The following is a 19,731-nucleotide window of genomic DNA, read 5'->3' as shown; positions in this document are numbered from 1 at the left end:
CTTTATTCGGTTGTCACTACTTTTCTTTATTAATTAAACGCTTTTAAGCACTAAAGCGTTTTTATTCATATTTTTTCTGTAAATATAAGTTAAACAATAACATTTATTATGTACACAATAAACCCATTTTTTATCATTTTCATTAAAAGAAGGTGTATTTTTTGCAAAATAAAGAAAAATTATTTGCATTAGATATTGGTACACGATCCGTAGTTGGCATTATCATTGAAGCTGATAGTGATAATTATCATGTTTCAGATATTCTTTCCATTGAGCATAAAGAAAGAGCAATGCTAGACGGACAAATACATGATGTCCTTGCAGTAGCTAAAATCATTCAGGAAATTAAAACTAAAATGGAAGAAAAACATGGTCCTCTCCGCAAAGTCAGTGTAGCTGCAGCAGGGAGAGCACTAAAAACAGAAAAAGCTGCTTATACGGTAGAAATCGCAAGAAAACCAATGATGACTAAGCAGGATATTCTACATATGGAGCTTGCGGCCGTCCAGCAGGCACAAAGTGCGGTTGCTGAAAAAAACAGTCGCGAAAACAGTCAATTTTATTATTGTGTTGGTTATTCTGTGCTTCGTTACACACTTGATGAACAAGAAATGGGGAGCTTGATTGACCAGCAGGGGAATGTTGCAAAGGTAGAGATCATTGCTACTTTTCTGCCAAAGGTTGTCGTAGAATCATTGATTGCCGCATTGCACAGGGCAGATTTGGAAATGGAGGCTTTGACACTTGAACCGATTGCCGCCATTAATGTATTGATTCCTCCATCTATGAGAAGATTAAATGTCGCTCTTGTAGATATTGGAGCAGGAACATCCGATATTGCTATTACTGATGAAGGCACTGTTATCGCTTATGGCATGGTTCCTGTCGCTGGGGATGAAATAACAGAAGCAATCAGCGATCAATATTTATTGGATTTTCCATTAGCAGAAGCAGCCAAAAAACAGCTCTCTGAACTGGAGCAAATAACGATTACTGATATTCTTGGCTTTTCTACAGACATAAGCAGAGCAGAAGTTATCAAGCAAATATCTCCTGCATTAGATAAGCTTGCAGACGCCATTTGCCGGGAAATACTGCTCCTGAATAACCATCAGTCACCAAAGGCTGTCATGCTTGTCGGCGGAGGTAGCCAAACACCTGCACTTCAAGAAAAAATAGCAGAGCTGTTAAATTTGCCTGCGAACCGAGTTGCAATTAGAGGCATTGATGCTATTAATAACTTAACCTTTGAGGATTCGGCTATTAAAGGACCTGAGCTTGTTACACCAGCAGGCATTGCGATAGCGGCAGGTCAATCTCCTGTGCAATATAAAACTGTTTATGTGAACGAACAGCCTATCAGGCTGTTTGAAGTAAATAAGCTGACAATTGGAGACTGTCTGCTTGCCTCTGGCCTCTCCGTATCTAAACTGTACGGCAAGCCGGGAATAGCAAAAATCATTTCTTTAAATGGGCAAAAAATTACTATCCCAGGAAGCCATGGGGAAGGACCTGTCATTACAAGAGATGGGGAAATTTGTTCATTAGATGATTTAGTCGAAAACGGGCAAAGTCTGAAAGTGGTAAAAGGCAAGGATGGAGAGCAGACACAAGTACAGATTAAGAGCTTGCTAGATTCAGATACTGGCAGAAGTGTGCGCATTAATGGCAAGGATTACACAATTTGTGACAGAGTTTTCTGCAACGGGCAAGCAGCCTCTCTCGATAAATGGATAGAAGATCGTGATGTAATTGATGTAGTAACAGTCTATACCATTCAAGAGCTCTTGGAAGGTCTTGAATTATACGATATTTTGGAGGAATTGCGTCCTTTCCAAATAAAAATCAATGAAAAGGATACTGTCATTCCAGCTTTTTCCGGAAAGCTTTATCGAAACGGACTGCCCTCCAAGCTAAATCACAGCTTTGATACTAACGATGAAATCATGATTGAAAAAAGGCAGATTCCAACAGTCTCAGAATTGGCGGAAAGAAGACAGGTGCTGTTTGTTCAAGTGCTCCCTGTCACCTTTAATGGAAAGAAATTGACCCTCTCCAAACAGCTAGCTCAAGTTTCAAGAAATGGGCAAGCATTAAACCTAGAGGATAAAATTTATCCTAACGAAAAAATTCAAATTGAACAGAAACCTTTTGAAGGCTTCTTATTCCAAGATTTATTTGCATATGTGCAAATAGATATGCCAAAAAGTAACCAAGGAAGCTTTGAACTGATGAAAAATGGGGAAAAAGCAACCTTTTTAACACCTATCGACAAAGGTGACGACCTTTCCATTGTCTGGAAGGTTGCTGCAACATAAAAAAAAGATGGCATGGGGAGTATCCCGTTGCCATCTTTTTTTATGCTTGTGCACTTGCTTCTTGAAGAGAGTCGACTGTAATTCCACCGTGTGATGCATTCCATACAACAGAACGGTCAGAGAACAACAAAGCTTGCGGCGATTCATGTCTAACTCCGAATGTTTCAGCAATATAGTTAGATAGCGGTCTAGCCTCCTGTACAGCCAAATAATAGGTATCGATATCTTTATTTGTGTCTGCATATTGGTTATATTCGTCAAATGCTGCCGCACTAATCGGACATGTTAAACTATGCTTCACAACGAATGCTTTCTTGCTGCTGTTCAAAACCTCTTCCAATTGTTCTACTGTCTCAATTTTTTTCATGGATTTCCCTCCAGTTTTTGTATTTACATAAAAAGGCAGCCCCATTAGCTGGGGCACCTTATTATTGGTTATATCTGCTTTCTGTTTCATCAAACGCTTTTTTTGTTTCTTCCAGTTTCTTTTGGATTTCATCATACTCGCCCTTGAAAGGGTCGTCAGTTTCCGTACCTGCAGCAGCTTCTGCATTATCTGTCTGCTGTTCGTCTTTCCCTCGATTTTTTACTTTCTCCATTAAACCATTGGAATGCTTCGTTACCGTATTGCCTAAGCTGCCTGTCTTATCTTTAGCAATGCTGATATACTCAGTTCCTTTATCCTTAACTGTGCCAGAGAGCTCAATTCCTTTTTCTTTCAGAAGTCCTGCCTGCTGATTCAAATCCTGAATCAGTTCCTTACCAGGCTTTGGAGCAAGGAATAGAGCTGTCGCTGCTCCAACAATTCCGCCTACAATGGCACCTAGCAGAAAGTCTTTTCCGTTTGAGCTTTCATTTTCTACAACTGTTGTTTCGTATTCCCTTGTCATCATTACCCCTCCTAAAAAATTAATGAGCTTTTACTTTTATGTTACTCTCAGCAGCTTTGCGAGCTTTCCACTGATCTCTGATGTTAAAGAACATCTTGCTGTATTGAAGTACTTGGGCAATCTTGTCCTGATTGTGGACAAGCTTTTGCTCCACATTTTGATTGATGTTTTGAATAGAATCATTAAATCCTTTAACTGAAGTGCCAATACCTTTAACAGCATCGACAACACTGTTGAGGCTTTCTGATTTTTGCTGAATATCCTCTGCCAAAACATTTGTCTTATGCAGTAAAATGGTCGTTTCCTTCGTGACACCATCAAGCTGTCTTTCAAGGCCAACTAATGTTTTGGAGACACTATCAAGTGTGATATGTAACGATTTCAATGTTCTGGCAACATAAATTACCAAAATAGTGAAAGCAATGGCAATCAATGCAACACTGCAATATAAAATAATAATCATTTACTATACACCTCCGCTTTTTCAATGTTTTTCCCAATTTGGCGAATGCCTAAACCTTTCTTCTATTATAGTTGGAAAAACAGTCAGAAACAAATAAAACAGGTAAATTCATCCTATAACTTTTGTGTCAAAAGACTCCCCTAGTTTAGGTTATTTCAGACAATATTATTTAAGAAAAATATTTTTTAGGGTACAATAATATAGTTGACCACATAATCGGGGGTTCGACGTATCTACATACAAAGAAGAGTCGAAATTTTTTAATAATATAGGAGGCATTTTATGAAAGATCCACGTATTGAGCTGTTAGCTAAAAACTTAATTAATTACTCTATTCGATTGCAAAAAGGAGAAAAAGTACTTATTGAAAACTTCGGTTTGCAAAAGGAGCTAGTCAAAGCTCTTGTGAAGGAAGCATATGCTGCAGGCGGATACCCATTTGTTTCATTAAAGGATAATGATGTGAACAGATCATTGCTATTAGGTGCCCAAGAAGAACAATATGAAATGATGGCTGCCTTTGAAGCGAATGTAATGAGCCAAATGGATGCTTATATTGGACTTCGTGCAGGTGACAATATTAATGAACATGCAGATGTTCCTGCTGAAAAAATGAAAATCGAAGGCTCTACAATCGGAAAGAAAGTCCACAGGGAAATTCGTGTTCCGAAGACAAAATGGGTTGTGCTTCGTTACCCAAGTCCATCTATGGCCCAGCTTGCAAAAATGAGCACAGATGGATTTGAAGATTTCTACTTTAATGTCTGCAATCTAGACTATGGCAAAATGGATAAAGCAATGGATAGTCTTGTTGATCTAATGAACAAAACGGATGAAGTAAAAATTACTGGCCCTGGAACTGATTTGACTTTCTCTATTAAAGATATTCCTGCCATCAAGTGCTCTGGCCAAATGAATATACCTGACGGGGAAGTTTATACTGCTCCTGTGCGCAATTCTGTAAACGGAACGCTTACCTATAATACACCATCTCCATACCAAGGATTCACGTTTGAGCAGGTTAAGCTTACATTCAAGGATGGCAAAATCATTGAAGCAACTTCTAATGATACAGAACGCTTGAACGCAATCCTTGATACAGATGAGGGCGCAAGATTTATTGGGGAGTTTGCGATTGGGGTAAATCCATATATTCTTCATCCAATGCAGGATATTCTGTTTGACGAAAAAATTGATGGAAGCTTCCACTTCACACCAGGACAATGCTATGATGATGCATTCAATGACAATCATTCTAATATTCATTGGGATATGGTCAATATTCAAAGACCTGATTATGGCGGAGGAGAAATTTATTTCGACGGTGTGCTTATTCGTAAGGATGGAAGATTTGTTATACCTGAACTGGAGTCATTGAATCCAGAAAACCTTAAATAAAATGACAAAAAAAAGATGCTGCTTTTAGCAGCATCTTTTTTATACTATTTACACAAGCGATTTTTCATACGCCTCTTGGAATTTCTGAACATCTCCAGCACCCATAAATAGGATAACACTCTTTTCGTGTGCTTTCAGTGCTTCAATTTTTTCTTCTGAAATGACTTTGCTGCCTGGAATTTTCTCTGCCAAGTCTTCAATGCTAAGCTTGCCATGGTTTTCTCTTGCAGATCCGAATATTTCACACAAATAAGTGGAATCAGCCAAGCTTAAGCTTTCAGCAAATTCATTTAAGAAAGTTTGCGTACGTGAGAATGTGTGCGGCTGGAATACTGCCACAATCTCTCTGTCCGGATACTTCTGTCTTGCAGCTTCAACCGTCGCTTTGATTTCCGTTGGATGATGTGCATAATCATCAATGATTACTTGATCTCCGATTTGTTTTTCAGAGAATCTGCGTTTTACACCTTCAAATGACATTAAGCGTTCCTGCACAATGCTTGCATCCAAATCTTCGTAATGACTTAAAGCAATAACAGAAAGTGCATTTAAAATATTATGGTTGCCAAATGTCGGAATTGAGAATGTATTATAGTAAGTATTTCTTACATATACTTCAAACGTCGTACCTTCTGTTGACTTTACAACATTTCTTGCTTGGAAATCATTTTCATCGTCAAATCCGTAGAACACAACAGGCACTTTTGCTTGAATTTTTTGAAGCTGTTCATCATCACCACAAGCAAAGATTCCTTTGTTCACTTGCCAAGCCATTTCCTGGAAGGCAGAAAATACATCATCAACATTCGCAAAATAATCAGGATGATCAAAATCAATATTCGTCATGATGGCATAATCTGGGAAGTAAGATAAGAAGTGTCTTCTGTACTCACATGCTTCAAATGCAAAGTACTCCGCATTCTCCGTACCTCTTCCTGTTCCATCCCCAATTAAATATGCTGTCGGCTTCGCGCCTTTTATCACATGAGCAAGCAGCCCTGTTGTGGATGTTTTACCATGGGCGCCTGTCACAGCCACACTCGTGAACTGCTTCATAAAGTCGCCTAAAAAACGGTGGTAGCGGACAACTGGAAGACCCAGTGCGTTTGCTTCCACAACTTCTTCATGCGTATCAGGGAAAGCATTGCCCACAATGACATTCATTCCCGGCTGAATATTTTCCTTTGAGAAAGGAAGAATTTTAATTCCTGACTGTTCTAAAGCCACCTGTGTAAAAAATCTCTTTTCTACATCTGAACCTTGAACTTTTAATCCCATATCATGCAGGATTTGTGCAAGTGCACTCATCCCTGACCCTTTAATACCTACGAAGTGGTAAATAGTCATATAAAGAACCTCCAACTATCGTATATCTTTTACACAGTATATGAAATGAACCTATAATTTGCTCATAGCATAAATTTCGCCACTATGGGCCTCATAAAGGGATATTACCTTTTTAAAGAAAATGCTAAAACAAGGTAATATCCAATCAGGCCAGATTTAACTTTTTTTTCCTTTTTTCACTCACATTTATTCATTATACCATCTTTTATGGAGAAAAACTATGTATCAATCATATTCCCTACTGAAAGGATTTATATTAGTGATACAGACAGTTTATGAAAAATTAATGTTGTTCCGTGTCATGAAGCTGCAAAAATTCCATTTCCGTAATGAGTACATCTCTTGGTTTTGTGCCTTTTGCCTCTGAAATATACCCGTGTTTCTCCATCATGTCAATAAGTCTTGCTGCACGATTATAGCCGATTTTGAAGTTTCTTTGCAGGCTTGAAGTTGAAGCACCGCCTTGCTCAATCACAAATTCGCATGCCTCATAAAACAGCTCATCTTCCTCTTCAGACATCTGGACTTTTTTAAGAAGCTCTTCTTGCTCAAACAAGTATTCCGGTTTTCTTTCTCTTCTAGCATGTGCAACAACCTGATCAATTTCCTCATCTGAAACAAATGTCCCTTGTAAGCGGACTGGCTTTGATGTCCCGTTTTCTAAGAAAAGCATATCCCCTTTACCGAGGAGCTTTTCTGCACCGCTTATATCAATGACTGTTCTTGAGTCGATTTGAGACGATACAGAGAATGCGATTCTTGTCGGTACATTTGCCTTAATCAGTCCTGTAATAACATCAACAGACGGCCTTTGTGTCGCGATTAACAAATGGATACCGCATGCTCTTGCTTTTTGGGCAATCCTGCTGATGGCTTCCTCTACATCTGCAGGGGCCATCATCATTAAATCTGCAAGCTCATCAATAATGATAACAATGTACGGCAGCTTATCCGCATATTGTTTATGCTCCTCTGCAAGCTGGTTAAATTTAGTTATATCCCTTACACCTGCATGTGCAAGCAGCTCATATCTCCGCTCCATCTCCTCAACGGCCCATTTTAAGGCAGCTGTTGCTGTTTTAACATCTGTTATAACAGGGCTTGCCAGATGAGGAATGTAATTATATGGAGCAAGCTCCACCATCTTAGGATCAATCAGCAATAGTTTAAGCTCTTCTGGCTTCGCCTTATACAGCAGACTTACTAACATTGTGTTAATACAAACACTTTTACCAGAACCAGTTGCTCCTGCAATTAATCCATGCGGCATTTTGCGCAAATCAGTAACAATCGGCTTACCTGAAATATCGAGACCTAACGCAACTGTCAGTGGAGACGCAGACTCTTTAAATTCATTGCTATTAAGAATCTCACTTAACAATACAGGTCTGCTTGTCCGGTTTGGAACTTCAATCCCAATCGTATGCTTGCCAGGAATCGGCGCTTCAATTCGAATATCCTTTGCAGCAAGGCTGAGCTTTAAGTCATCTGAAAGATTGGTGATCTTGCTGACTTTCACACCAGGCTCTGGCTGTACCTCATATCTTGTAACAGACGGCCCTTGTGTGACATTAACAACTCTCGCATGAACATTAAAGTTCTTAAATGTATGATTCAAGAGCTCAGTCTGTTCTTCGATCCAGCCGTCATGCTCCACATCGAAAATCGGCGGGTTTAATAAATTCTCTTCAGGAAAGACATAGTACGGCAGCTCTTCCTGCACCGCAACAGACTCAAGTGAAGCTGCTGTTTCTTCTGTCACAGGTTCTTCTGCCACATCGTTAACAGGCTCAGGCTGAGGCACTGGTTTGCTTATTGGCTGTTTTCTTTTATTTTCAAGAGATTTCCGATCAGTATTTAGCATTAACACATTAAAAGGAAGAGCCTTTTTCTTGGCAGGCGGAGCTTGGTCAGCCTCGTTAGCCTGCTTATCTCCCACTTCCTGTTCCTGCTGTCCATGTTTGGCTGTCTCTTGCTCACTTGAAGAGTTTTCATCTAACCTAACAGCTTCTGAATGATTAGAAGCCTTATTTTCAGCAGCATTTAGAACAACAGGTTCCACCTCTTCTGGAACGCTTGCCACTTTTTCCATTTCAAGTAATATTGTCTGCTCTGCTGGCTGAATTGCATTTGCCTCTCGCAATTGTTCGCTTACTGGGTTGGAAATACTCAGCTCTTCTGCCTCCATGACAGGTTCTTCGGCCCTTTCGGTAACTACTGCTTCTGCCTCCATTACTTCCTCTGCCTCTAGTGCAGACTGAACTTCCGACTCAATTGTGTACGGCTCCACCTGGACAACTGATTCTTTCGCCATTTCGACAACAGCGGCTTCTTCCTCTGGTGCAGTCTGAACTTCTGTCGCTACTGTATCCGACTCCTCTGCCTGCATGAATGGTTCTTCCACCATTTCGACAACTGCTGTTATTTCTGCTTCAACCACTTCTTCCTCTGGCGCAGATTGGATTTCCGACTCAGCTGTGTACGGCTCTTCCGCCTGCATGACTGGTTTTGCCGCCATTTCGACAACTGCTGTTATTTCTGCTTCAACTTCATCTTCCTCTGGCGCAGATTGGATTTCCGACTCAGCTGTGTACGGCTCTTCCGCCTGCATGACTGATTTTGCCGCCATTTCGACAACTGCTGTTATTTCTGCTTCAACCACTTCTTCCTCTGGCACAGGCTGAACTTCTGTCTCAACTGCATACGGCTCCTCTGCCTGCATGACAGGGTCTTCTCCATTTTCAATAACTGCTGTTATTTCTGCTTCAATCACTTCTTCCTCTAGCACCTGCTGGATTCGAGCGTCTAAAGTATCCGGCGCTTCTACCTGAAGGTTTGTTTCCTCTATCAGCTCCACAACGAAAGGCATTTCTGCTTCTGCCTCTTTTGACTCCTGCATTGCTATGCTTACTTCCTGTTGTTCTTCATGAGGAATTGGTTGCTCCGCAAGCTCTAAGGTTGCAGCGGATTCGATTTGCTGTTTTTCTTCTGGGAGAAGTGCTGTCTCTGCAGCATATATTACTTCTTGTTCTTTTGCTTTGTTTCTTTCTGTTACTTCTGTAAGAAGATGTTCGGCTTTTTTCTCTATTGCTTCAGGGGTGAGTTCAGCTTTCGTTTCCTCACCACTGTTTGGGCGCACTAATGATTCTTTATCCAGCAATGAGCTCTCGATTGGCTCTTCTTTCTGCTGTGCTCGTAAGGCTGCTTGTTCCGCCTCTTTTCTTCGCATAATAGATGTCAGAAAATCGCTGCTGTCCATAACGGGACGGACCGATTTTGGTTCCATCTTTGGTTTAGCTTGAACTGCCGGCCGATTATATCCATAAATAGGAGACGGTATTTCTGTCGGTTTAAACGGCATTTTTGACTGATAGCTCTTCGGACTGCTTTCTGGTATTTCCCGTGGCTTTGTTCTGTTATGTAAGGCATCGGAGCTTGGTTTTGTTTCAGCAGGCTCCTGCCTATTTGAAACAGCAGACTTCCTTCTGCCTTGTTGAAATTCAGATCTTTCCTTACCTGCTGAACCATACTGTCTTCTTTCTAGCGGGCGCTCTTGTTTGCCTGCATTGGCTGCCCCTTGCAGGGTTCTTTCACCTGGCTTCTCAAACCTGCCTGCAGTAAATGCATTTTCTTCGGGCGGTGTTTGCCTGCCTGTAAAAGCTGGTGTGCTTTGCTTTTCCTCTTCCGGCGGTGATTGCCTTTTAGCATAGGCTGAACCACTCTGCCTTCGTTCAGCTGCGTTCTCCTGTCTGGCTGGTCTGCCGGAAATGCCTATTTCATCATCTGATATAACAGGAAAACGAAACTTCCCCTTTGGATATTGATAAATAATCTTTGAATCTACTTCTTTTTTCCACTCATTATTCCAATCGTTTTGTACATGCGGTGCTTCGCTTTTTTCTTCTGCAGCTTCAAATTGGTCCGTTTCTTCTTGGTCCTCTTTAATAAACTGCTTTATTACTTTCTTGAACCAACTCACTGTAAATCACTCTTTCCATCTTTCTCTCTACTATTTTAACAGTTTATTAATAAAATCGAGATAAAAATCGCTATTATCCCTGCTTTTTCTATTATATTTTACAAAATTTTAATTGCAAGAAGGCAAAACATTTATTCGCATCTATTATTTACCAAATATCCTATTGAAAAAGGGCAGTTGCTTGTTAATAAGACCCTCTTAGTCTTAATCAACACGCACACTACCCTTATTGTAGATAACGAATATTACATCCTGTTTTCATTCAGGCAATATTATCAAATCAAATTGATTAAGTTTTGCATACAAAGCACTTAATATTATTGCTCTTTTTTCTTATTTTTACCTAATATAAAAACAGGCTCAAGGCTGCCGTCTTCATACAAGAAGGACAACGCAGTGATTGGCACTCTGCCGCTGGCAAAGAAACTCATCGTCATCTGTGCCAAAATATCATAACCAGTCTCATTTTCAATATCCGCTATAATTAATACGTCTTGATGAGGTACTGCAACTGCCATCGTCCCCTTCACTGTCTCGCTCATTTCCTTCAGGAAAGAGTCATTAAGGATGCGGCTAGCATCATATCCGTCATTTGTATTTAGGAAATAAAAAGTGTTGCCTGCTACAACATCTTTTTTAAGGGCCGTGCTTAAAGAGCGAGCATTAAACAAGGCTACTTCCTTAATTCTGCTATGTTTCCAGTTTTCCTTCGCCATGATTTTCTCATCAATGAGTCTATACGTATTTCCCATATCCAAGGCATAATATATTCTTGTTTCTGCTGTATGTTCATCTACTACAAAGGGTATTTCTTCATTCGTTTGAACTGGAAACGAAGTGGAACGAATAACAGGGTAAATATTTTTTTCTTTCCCCTCAAGTGTAGGGTCATCCACTAATGCTGTTAAACCATTTTCAATATAGTATACAACCTCGTCAACAGCCTTTTCCTTTTCCAGCTCCCATTTTGCAATAATTCCTGGCAGAGAAACGGTTACACCCTTTCCTGTATCCTTGCTTTCTATTCGAAGTTGATCCTTTTTAGAATCAAACGTAAATACTCTTCCTTCGGCTTTAAGCCTGTCCTGTAAGAGATTTTTCATTTTTTTGCTATCCATCTTCATTAATGCTTTTTCCCCCTTTAAGAGTGGGTAATGATCTATGCTGTTCCTATTATAATAGCAGTTGACCGTCTTTTCAAAGAATGTAGAATTTTGTTGTGCAGAAAAAAACAGCGTTTTTACAGAGACACGCTGTTTTTCATTTTTCTCTTATATGATTATAACGACTCAATAAACTGCTCAATTTCCTCTTGCGTTTTACGATCTTTGCTGACAAAACGGCCTAGCTCTTTCCCGTTTTCAAATGCGATAAAGCTTGGAATTCCAAATACATCTAACTCAATGCAAGTATCGATGAACTTATCGCGGTCAATGTGAATAAATGTATACTCACTGTATTTTTGCTCTACTTCTGGCATGAATGGTTCAATGAAGCGACAGTCTCCGCACCAGTTAGCAGAAAATAGGAAAACATGTTTATTGCTGCTGTTTTTCAACTCATTAAATTCTTCTTGTGACTGTAGATCTCTCATCGTCTTAATCCCCCTGATTAAAGCTTTTTATTAATTGATACTAACAAAATCTCTGCTGTTTCACTACTATTATGCTTACTCTTTATTATGAACGTGACTTAGCATCATATTCGTATTGCCCAACCAATGATTCGATAACATGTGCAAACATTTTTTGTCTCGTAATTCTGCCGTTCGTAAATACGCCAATAGCACCTTCATGATGACGGACATTCTTTTTGTTTGCATAACGATCCATTACAGGACCAAGCTCTTCCCCTTCCAACAGAGCATCTGCCACTTCCGTGGGCAAAGGAATGCTCGCACCTCCGCCAATATAGGTTCTGCCGTCGCGAAGTACAAGGGCTCCCCAGTTGCAGACGAACAGGCCGTGTTCTGTTTGCTTCACACCGCCTTCAAGACCAATGCCAATGTCGCCTTTTCCAGCAGCTAAAGCATTTTTTGCACGATTAATTGCCCCAGTCATTGTTTCTTCATCAGAGAATGGCTGGGCACTTACCTCTGAAGAGACATCTATTTCTATGAACTCTACGTCTGTCATTGTGCTGAATCCTTCTTTAACAGCACTTGTTTTTGCTGGGTTTCTTGTTCCGATGCAAACAATCATTTCCATCCGCCTCTCTTTAAAAACCTTTTTCTTCATGGAAAAAGAGACAGTCTAATTGTCTGCCTCTTGTTACTCTCCTCATACATTTGCTTTAATTGAATCCACCATTGCTTTATCTGTCGCTTTTACAAGCTTCACAACCAGTTCCTTTGCAGCTGCATAGTCATCAATATGAATGATGGATGCACTTGTATGGATATATCGTGAGCAGATGCCGATTACAGCACTAGGCACTCCATCATTTGCTGTATGCACTCTTCCTGCATCTGTACCGCCAGGGGAGATGAAGTATTGATACGCAATATTATTGCTTTCAGCTGTATCGAGGATAAATTCTCTCATGCCTCTATGCGTTACCATTGTCCGATCGTAGATGCGAAGCAAAGCACCTTTACCTAATTGGCCAAACTGGTTTTTATCACCAGAAGTATCATTTGCAGGACTCGCGTCTAATGCATAAAAAATATCTGGCTGAATCATATTGGCAGCTGTTTGCGCGCCGCGCAAGCCAACCTCTTCTTGAACAGTTGCACCAGAATACAAAGTATTTGGCAGCACTTCTCCTTGCAGCTCCTTCAGCAGCTCAATTGCAAGACCGCAGCCATAGCGGTTATCCCAAGCCTTGGCCATAATTTTCTTTTTATTAGCCATTGGAGTAAAAGGACAAATTGGAACAATAGGCTGCCCTGGCTTGATGCCGATTGAAACAGCATCTGCTTTGTCGTCAGCACCGATATCAATAAGCATGTTTTTAATATCCATCGGTTTATTACGCTGTGCGTCATCAAGTAAATGTGGAGGAATTGAAGCTATTACACCGATAACTGGACCGTTGTCTGTCATTACCTGAACTCTCTGGGCAAGCAAGACTTGGCTCCACCAACCTCCCAGCGGCTGAAAACGCAGCATTCCGTTTTCTGTGATAGAAGTAACCATAAAGCCAACTTCATCCATATGTCCTGCAACCATTACTTTAGGACCATCAGTACTTCCTTTTTTCACACCAAAAATGCTGCCAAGATTGTCTTGAATGATTTCATCGCTGTAAAGGGCAAGCTCCTTACGCATAAAATCACGTACTTCATGCTCATTTCCTGCAACACCGCGTAGCTCAGTCAGTGTACGGAATAATTCCAATGTTTGCTCATTCATCGTATTGCTCCTCTTTTTTTAAAAATTATGTATATATTTATTTTATCGAAATATTAATTTCCTTGCCACCATTAAACATATTGCTCGCTAAATAGATTATTATTAATATAACCAAAATAGGTTTATTACTGGTTTTTTTGGTTTTATTTCACTTATCTCTAATATTTTGGCTATAATAAGAACGAAAGAAAGGAGCTAAAATCATGAACTGGAAAACGATAGTTGCAGGAGCAGCTGTAGGATTTGCAGCAAGCTATGCAGTAAAGGAAGCTGTTTCCAGAAATTATTCCCTGTCAAGTGACCGCGTTCTAAAAATAGTTAAGGCTGTTTTTAAAGAGCAAGGACCTATTACAGGCAGCTGGATCAACATGCAAAAAGAACCCTATGAAACAGCCGGTACAACACAGCTCATTTATCGCGGTGGAATCACGAGAGATAATGATGGCAAAAATGAGTCTTTCGAATTTCTAGCAGACAGCAAAACAGGAAATTTGCTTGATATATATGAGCTTTAAAGATACATAAGTCCATTGCGATACTTGCAATGGACATTTTTACTAATCCCGCTTTATTGCTTCTGTTATTTCTCCTGCTTCATTCCATTTAACACTTCGGTATAATGCATCATGATAAAATGTAAACCAGGCATTTTTGTCTGCTCCCCATTTAAACCATTTTTGTTTTTCTGATATGGATGTCATCGGGTAATCATCATATGCTGTCACCCACAGAACATTTTGATGTGCATGTGTTGGCAATAAATCTGCCATATGGATGGCTGTCTCGCCTCCGTCTTCGATAAGAAGAATAGAATGACCATCACTATGGCCTCCCGTATGAATAAGCTTTAACGGACCCATGCTCCATTCTGTTTCAAAGGTTTTGACTTGTGCTTCAATCGGCTGCCAATTTTGTTCCCAATATGTATTTCTAGAGCGGATATTCGGGTTTTTCATTTCCTGCCACTCCGTTTCTGAAGTAATGATTTCTGCATTCGGAAAAATAGACACCAATTTGTCATTTTCTAACTTAGATAGTCCGCAAGCATGATCAAAATGCATATGTGTCATCAGCACATAATCAATTTCTGTTGGAGAAACCCCAAGTGCTTGTAAATCTCTTTCAAGAAAAGATTCTTCATCAACACCATAATTGCGCATTTGCTTTTTCGTAAGCTTCCCATTTCCAATTCCTGCATCAATCAGTATTCGTTTTCCATCCCACTCAAGAAACATCGGGTCTGAAGGAAGTGTTACTTGATTTACCTCATTGCACTCATACTTTTTGGACCATAATGGCTTTGGTACAACACCAAAAATGGCACCACCATCCATTTTTGTAACACCACCATTTAGCCATGTCACCGTAATTTCACCAATCTTTAAACTGTTCATTCAAGCTAGCCTCCTAATCATTATTCTTACCAAAATTATAGTTGATTTTTCTTTAGACAACAAAAAAAGAGACTAGCTTTAGCATTAGTCTCTTTGTCTTATCATCTGAATTGGGTTTCACTGCGGTAAATTCTGCTGCCACGCTCAGAGAATTTCTCTTCATATTCAGTCATTATATTACCTTCATAATCGCTGTTATGAAGATCAAGGCTGACATACTTCAGCAGCATGCCATACTCAGAGAAGCTGCGAAGAGAATATTCAAATAACCCTTGGTTATCTGTCTTAAAGTGAATTTCACCGTTCGGGATAAGGACTTCCTCATATGACTTTAGGAAATTCTTATAAGTTAGCCTTCTCTTCTCATGTCTAGTTTTTGGCCATGGATCAGAGAAATTCAAATAAACGCGCTCTACTTCCCCTTTAAGGAAATAGTCAGTCAGCTTAGATGCATCGAGATTCATCAGCTTTAGATTCGGAATTTCCGCCTCAATCACTCTGTCTAAAGCGGAAACGATGACACTTTCTTGCAGTTCAATCCCGATATAGTTAATATCTGGATTAGCTTTTGCCATCTCTGTAATAAATCTGCCTTTTCCTGTACCTACCTCTATATGAATGGGTCCTTTAACGCTGAAAGCTTGATCCCATTTTCCTTTCCATTCCTCCGGATGCTGCACTGCATATTGGGGATATGCCAGCAGCTTGTCCTTTGCCCACGGTTTATGTCTTAATCGCATTGTGACACTCCTTCTTTACGTATATATCCATCAACAAACAATACCATTCTTGCGGCTATCATGCAATACTCTTTTCTTTTCCATAACACGCTACAATTATGTCAAAAAATACAGGGTAATTTTACAAATGCAAATATCGTATAAAGAAAAAAAAGAATTCACAACCTATTAGTGAATTCCTTTACTGGTATTTGACCATTTTTTATAAAAGAGACCTGAAGAAAGGGTGCAACTAGATGCCAATTACACATGAACATCAATTAGGTATACTAAAGGATATTTTAAACAACCATCAAGAGGACTGCTGTGGTTCTGTTTCTGAATGTGAACAACTTGAACGTCTTGTTACTTCCTTAAAGGTCAATGGCAATATCGACCAAAACATTCTTCCGATTTTAGAAGAAATAAGCCAGTACAGCCAAAGAGGAATTCAGGCAAACAATTTAAACAATCATATCCAATCCTCTCAAGAGCAGCTGTCCCAATGGGTCGATGGAATAAATGACTTTTCAGGCTAAATCCTGGTCATTTAGGAATTGTATCCACTTTTCCATCTCATGATAGCGGGATTTCTTTTTATACCATTGGATAGAATTTAGGGTTTGGGCTACCACATACCACTTCATGCGCAGCATCAGGTTGTCAGTCAGCTCAAATCCATATTTTTCAAGCCATTCTTTCCAATCTGATTTTGGGATATACCAGTGAAGAAGCATTCCTAAATCGATTGCCGGATCTGCAATCATTGCGCCATCCCAATCGATTAAATACAACTGGTTGTCTTCTGATAGCAGCCAGTTGTTATGATTTACATCACAATGGCAGACAACTTCTTCCTCCGTTTTTATCGATGGAAGATTCTGTTCTAAAAAGGCAATTGAATTCGTGATGGTTGTATTCCCCGTCAGTTCTTCATCCAGTTCTGCTTTAATAACAGCAAGGATCATATTTGGCATCAAGGTTGTTTTTCCAAGCCTTTTCAGCATTTCCAATAACGGTTTAGATGTATGGATTTTTTTCAGCAGCATCACAACCCTGTCATCTGTCATATCAGATTGGCTGAATTCCCTGCCGATAAGCCACTGCTGCGCAGTAAATACATCTCCGTTTTCAAATCTTTTTGTCCAAACAAGTTTTGGGACAATTCCTTCTGCAGACAAAACAGCTAAAAAAGGCGAAGAGTTTCTTTTCAGAAACAGCTTCTGGCCATTATTCTGGGCGAAAAAGGCCTCGCCTGTTTCCCCGCCTGCAGGGGTTATTTCCCAATCTTGTCCTAATAAATGTTCCAACATTGTTCACCTACTATATATATTGCTCCATGATTTTAGGATGAGTCATTCTTGTTTGAACCTTTTTTATCCCTTGTAGGAAGAACAAACAGATTGATTCGTTCTAACTAATAAAAAACTCTTTATTCTTAGCGTTCTACGCATTTAAGTGCAATATTAATCATCATAAATAGAAAAGGACATAGTACCCCAAAAAACATACTATGCTAATGAAAAAAATCAATGTATCAAGAATAATTTATTGTTATAAAAAAAGAGAGCTATTACAATCAGTAACTGACAACAATAGCTATCACATTAAATATTATCTCTTATTTGGTTTTTTAGTCAAGTCTATCTGCAATATAATATTATTTTTCAAAAATTAAATTTCTGCCTATTCAGTTTGTCTCTTTTCGCTTTCCAATAATTGTTATGCCAATCGGGTTTATATCGATGGTTTTTTCCACATCAGGAAGATCATGGAGATACACTTCTTCTCCCTTTAACAGCAGCTTCCAATTTCCTTCTTCGACAGCTGCCCTTTGTGAATCGTCATCAGCGTTGATATAGATAATAAGTGTTTCCCAATCACCATAGTCTTCAATATTGTTCAGTTTGTATTCTACGAATAAAGGGGAATGTGATTGAATAGTGACATGCTTTCTAATAGCTTCAGCGCTTGTCAGCCGCAGTGCAGCGGTTGATTTGCGCAAAGATATAAGGTCTTTTATAAATTGGACATTATCAAGAAATGTATCTCTTCTATCCCAGTCAAGTCTGTTAATTTCATCAGGCGATTTATAGCTGTTTTCTACACCGTATTTCGTTCGGAAAAACTCCTGACCGCTGTGAAGAAATGGTATGCCTTGGCTGAGTAAGACGATGGATGTGGCAAGTCGATGTTTTTTACGTTTCAAGCTCATCTCCAAGTCAGGAAAGCACGCCTCAATTTTATCCCAAAGCGTATGGTTATCATGCGATTCTACATAATTGATTGTCTGATTCGGCTCTGTAAATATTCCTGCGTTTTGTTCTGCTAATCCAATGCTGCCAGAGAGAAGCTCATGCACTGCTGGCTGACTCCCATTCCCTAATGCAAAGCCTGTATGTTCCAAATCAAATGTACTTCCCTTTATTTGATCGCGGAATTGATCATTGAACTGGCCGATTCGAGGCATTTTATGTTGATTGCTAATTATCGCCTTGAGATCATCTGGTAGAGGTGTCTGCAGATTCCACCCCTCTCCAAAGGTTAAAATAGACGGATCTTTACTGTCACAAATCTCCCGAACCCCCTGCATTGTCTCTACATCCAATATGCCCATCAAATCAAAACGGAAGCCGTCAATCTGGTATTCCTCCAGCCAGAAGCGAACGGAGTCCAGAATATATCTTCTTACCATCAGACGCTCAGAGGCAATATCATTGCCTACACCTGTACCGTTAGAAGGCATTCCGTGAATGTCATAGCGGAAGAAGTAGCCTGGGAGAATCTTCTCAAACGGCGAGTCTTCTTTTTTGTACACATGGTTATAAACAACATCCATAATGACCCTTATTCCTTGCTCATGAATTGCTTGGATAAGCTGTTTTAATTCTTTAATCCTTGCGTATGGGTCAGTCGGATTTGTTGAATAACTGCCTTCAGGGACATTGAAATGTGATGGATTATAACCCCAGTTATATCGTTTAAAAACATTTAATTCATCCACTTCTTCGAAATCATGGACAGGCAGAAGTTCAAGATGAGTCACGCCGAGTTCTTTCACATACGAAAGTCCGGTCCATTCTCCAGTTGGGGTTTTCGTGTTCAGCTGGGCAGCACCTAAGTACGTCCCTTTCTTATCTGCTCCACTGTTCGGATGGATAGTAAAGTCACGGATATGGGTTTCATAAATAATGCTGTCAACAGGGGAGGCAAGTGCTGGCAGTTTAGGTTTCACCGTTTTTGTTTTTCCTAAATCAACGATGACACCCTTTTCACCATTGACGCTAACAGCAACTGCATACGGATCAACCGCTTCTCTCCACTCAAGATTAATAAGAACTAAATAAGTATAGTGAAAGCCGTCTACATCCTGCTCTACCTCAGCTGTCCACACACCCTTTTCTTGTCTTGCCATCGGGATTTCCATACGGCGCTCAGAATGTATAGGATCTTGAAGAACGAGCTTTACTTGTTGAGCTGTTGGAGCCCATAAGAAAAAATGGCTTTTCTCAGCGCTGTATTGCACACCTAACGGACCTTCATAAAAATAACGCATATCAAACTCTTTCGTTCTTATGACTGCACCAATCTGCAAATCAGTGCTGCCATTGTGGTTATCAATAATGGTATAGCTTTTGCCTGCATCCAGCAATTCAGAAGAGATGCAAGTATATTTAACATATTGCTGCATCGTTTCCTTTTTCTTAATGGTTAATGGTACAGAGTATTCTCCCTGTACTGTAAAGGCATCCGCTTCACCGCCATGATACATATAAGGCAGCAGTATAGTAATAACAGACAGCTCATCTAAATAAGCATAATAGTCCCTTTTAATAGATAGCATCATTCCCCACTCCTTCTCTTGTTACC

General features: G+C 39.8%; 17 protein-coding genes. 4 read left to right on the top strand and 13 right to left on the bottom strand.

Features of this window, described 5'->3' with window-relative positions:
• Nucleotides 1-161: 161 nt before the first annotated feature.
• Nucleotides 162-2,318 (top strand): cell division protein FtsA, encoded by a 2,157-nt coding sequence (gene pilM, locus ACLIJJ_RS25360; protein ID WP_251646826.1) that lies wholly within the window; start codon nucleotides 162-164, stop codon nucleotides 2,316-2,318.
• A 40-nt stretch (nucleotides 2,319-2,358) separates the two neighbouring features.
• On the opposite strand, the gene ytxJ is transcribed toward pilM, so the two are convergent.
• The 3 genes from ytxJ to ACLIJJ_RS25345 form a co-directional block, all read right to left on the bottom strand.
• Nucleotides 2,359-2,685 (bottom strand): bacillithiol system redox-active protein YtxJ, encoded by a 327-nt coding sequence (ytxJ, locus tag ACLIJJ_RS25355; RefSeq protein ID WP_233317694.1) that lies wholly within the window; start codon nucleotides 2,683-2,685, stop codon nucleotides 2,359-2,361.
• A 61-nt stretch (nucleotides 2,686-2,746) separates the two neighbouring features.
• Nucleotides 2,747-3,211 carry a YtxH domain-containing protein gene (locus tag ACLIJJ_RS25350; protein ID WP_251646825.1) on the bottom strand — a complete coding sequence of 155 codons (465 nt, stop codon included), beginning with the start codon at nucleotides 3,209-3,211 and terminating at the stop codon, nucleotides 2,747-2,749.
• A 16-nt stretch (nucleotides 3,212-3,227) separates the two neighbouring features.
• On the bottom strand, nucleotides 3,228-3,671 hold the full coding sequence (locus ACLIJJ_RS25345; RefSeq protein ID WP_233317691.1) for a DUF948 domain-containing protein: 444 nt from the start codon (nucleotides 3,669-3,671) through the stop codon (nucleotides 3,228-3,230).
• Between the two features lie 282 nt (nucleotides 3,672-3,953).
• Here ACLIJJ_RS25345 and ACLIJJ_RS25340 point away from each other — a divergent pair, with 282 nt between their 5' ends.
• The gene (locus ACLIJJ_RS25340; RefSeq protein WP_233317689.1) at nucleotides 3,954-5,069 is read left to right on the top strand and encodes an aminopeptidase; all 1,116 of its coding nucleotides are present in this window, start codon (nucleotides 3,954-3,956) and stop codon (nucleotides 5,067-5,069) included.
• Between the two features lie 48 nt (nucleotides 5,070-5,117).
• Here the strand turns inward: ACLIJJ_RS25340 and murC are convergent, their stop codons facing one another.
• The 6 genes from murC to ACLIJJ_RS25310 all read right to left on the bottom strand — a co-directional run bounded on the left by murC (nucleotide 5,118) and on the right by ACLIJJ_RS25310 (nucleotide 13,748).
• Complete coding sequence (gene murC, locus ACLIJJ_RS25335) at nucleotides 5,118-6,416, bottom strand: UDP-N-acetylmuramate--L-alanine ligase (RefSeq protein ID WP_233317687.1); 1,299 nt, start codon at nucleotides 6,414-6,416, stop codon at nucleotides 5,118-5,120.
• Between the two features lie 283 nt (nucleotides 6,417-6,699).
• On the bottom strand, nucleotides 6,700-10,395 hold the full coding sequence (locus ACLIJJ_RS25330; RefSeq protein WP_411411872.1) for a DNA translocase FtsK: 3,696 nt from the start codon (nucleotides 10,393-10,395) through the stop codon (nucleotides 6,700-6,702).
• A 317-nt stretch (nucleotides 10,396-10,712) separates the two neighbouring features.
• Entirely contained in the window at nucleotides 10,713-11,513 is an 801-nt protein-coding gene (locus tag ACLIJJ_RS25325) for a DUF1444 domain-containing protein (RefSeq protein ID WP_233317729.1), read from the bottom strand.
• A gap of 161 nt (nucleotides 11,514-11,674) precedes the next feature.
• A complete protein-coding gene (locus ACLIJJ_RS25320; protein WP_233317682.1) occupies nucleotides 11,675-11,989 on the bottom strand; it encodes a thioredoxin family protein in 315 nt (104 codons plus the stop codon).
• 85 nt (nucleotides 11,990-12,074) lie between these two features.
• The gene (locus ACLIJJ_RS25315) at nucleotides 12,075-12,596 is read right to left on the bottom strand and encodes a DUF84 family protein (RefSeq protein ID WP_233317680.1); all 522 of its coding nucleotides are present in this window, start codon (nucleotides 12,594-12,596) and stop codon (nucleotides 12,075-12,077) included.
• Nucleotides 12,597-12,674: 78 nt separating this feature from the next.
• Entirely contained in the window at nucleotides 12,675-13,748 is a 1,074-nt protein-coding gene (locus ACLIJJ_RS25310; protein ID WP_233317678.1) for a M42 family metallopeptidase, read from the bottom strand.
• A 203-nt stretch (nucleotides 13,749-13,951) separates the two neighbouring features.
• Between ACLIJJ_RS25310 and ACLIJJ_RS25305 the strand changes: the two genes are divergently transcribed.
• Nucleotides 13,952-14,263 carry a PepSY domain-containing protein gene (locus ACLIJJ_RS25305; protein ID WP_233317677.1) on the top strand — a complete coding sequence of 104 codons (312 nt, stop codon included), beginning with the start codon at nucleotides 13,952-13,954 and terminating at the stop codon, nucleotides 14,261-14,263.
• Between the two features lie 42 nt (nucleotides 14,264-14,305).
• On the opposite strand, the gene ACLIJJ_RS25300 is transcribed toward ACLIJJ_RS25305, so the two are convergent.
• Together ACLIJJ_RS25300 and trmB are read right to left on the bottom strand one after the other, a co-directional pair.
• On the bottom strand, nucleotides 14,306-15,142 hold the full coding sequence (locus tag ACLIJJ_RS25300; protein ID WP_237941814.1) for a YtnP family quorum-quenching lactonase: 837 nt from the start codon (nucleotides 15,140-15,142) through the stop codon (nucleotides 14,306-14,308).
• A gap of 101 nt (nucleotides 15,143-15,243) precedes the next feature.
• On the bottom strand, nucleotides 15,244-15,882 hold the full coding sequence (gene trmB, locus ACLIJJ_RS25295; RefSeq protein ID WP_233317656.1) for a tRNA (guanosine(46)-N7)-methyltransferase TrmB: 639 nt from the start codon (nucleotides 15,880-15,882) through the stop codon (nucleotides 15,244-15,246).
• Between the two features lie 236 nt (nucleotides 15,883-16,118).
• On the opposite strand from trmB, the gene ACLIJJ_RS25290 reads away from it, so the two are divergent.
• Nucleotides 16,119-16,400, top strand: coding sequence for a YtzH-like family protein (locus tag ACLIJJ_RS25290; protein ID WP_233317654.1), 282 nt, complete (start codon nucleotides 16,119-16,121; stop codon nucleotides 16,398-16,400).
• On the opposite strand, the gene ACLIJJ_RS25285 is transcribed toward ACLIJJ_RS25290, so the two are convergent.
• Both ACLIJJ_RS25285 and pulA read right to left on the bottom strand, forming a co-directional pair.
• Nucleotides 16,392-17,171 carry a phosphotransferase family protein gene (locus tag ACLIJJ_RS25285; RefSeq protein ID WP_233317727.1) on the bottom strand — a complete coding sequence of 260 codons (780 nt, stop codon included), beginning with the start codon at nucleotides 17,169-17,171 and terminating at the stop codon, nucleotides 16,392-16,394. The genes ACLIJJ_RS25290 and ACLIJJ_RS25285 overlap by 9 nt on opposite strands.
• Before the next feature lie 380 nt (nucleotides 17,172-17,551).
• Nucleotides 17,552-19,705, bottom strand: coding sequence for a type I pullulanase (pulA, locus tag ACLIJJ_RS25280; RefSeq protein WP_411411875.1), 2,154 nt, complete (start codon nucleotides 19,703-19,705; stop codon nucleotides 17,552-17,554).
• Nucleotides 19,706-19,731 lie beyond the last annotated feature (26 nt).

This window comes from Niallia laureatilytica (assembly GCF_046613985.1).
Classification (GTDB): Bacteria; Bacillota; Bacilli; order Bacillales; family Cytobacillaceae; genus Niallia.
This window is presented reverse-complemented; position numbering and strand designations above follow the sequence as displayed.